General features: G+C 55.6%; 2 rRNA genes. Both read left to right on the top strand.

Features of this window, described 5'->3' with window-relative positions:
• Positions 1-77 (top strand): 23S ribosomal RNA (locus K5I40_RS23835); the annotation flags it as partial.
• A 64-nt stretch (positions 78-141) separates the two neighbouring features.
• A 5S ribosomal RNA gene (rrf, locus tag K5I40_RS23830) occupies positions 142-257 on the top strand.
• The last annotated feature ends 2 nt before the right edge of the window (positions 258-259 follow it).

Here is a 259-nt window from a genome sequence, read left to right as displayed (position 1 = left end):
GACGTTGATAGGCCGGGTGTGTAAGCGCAGCGATGCGTTGAGCTAACCGGTACTAATGAACCGTGAGGCTTAACCTTACAACGCCGAAGCTGTTTCGGTGGATTTGAGACGATTTTCAGCTGATACAGATTACAGAATTTGCCTGGCGGCTGTAGCGCGGTGGTCCCACCTGACCCCATGCCGAACTCAGAAGTGAAACGCCGTAGCGCCGATGGTAGTGTGGGGCCTCCCCATGCGAGAGTAGGGAACTGCCAGGCAT

The sequence above is a fragment of the Leclercia sp. LTM14 genome (assembly GCF_023736175.1).
Classification (GTDB): Bacteria; Pseudomonadota; Gammaproteobacteria; order Enterobacterales; family Enterobacteriaceae; genus Enterobacter; species Enterobacter barmai.
Note: the sequence above shows the minus strand (reverse complement) of the source record. Positions and strands in the feature narration are given on the sequence as shown.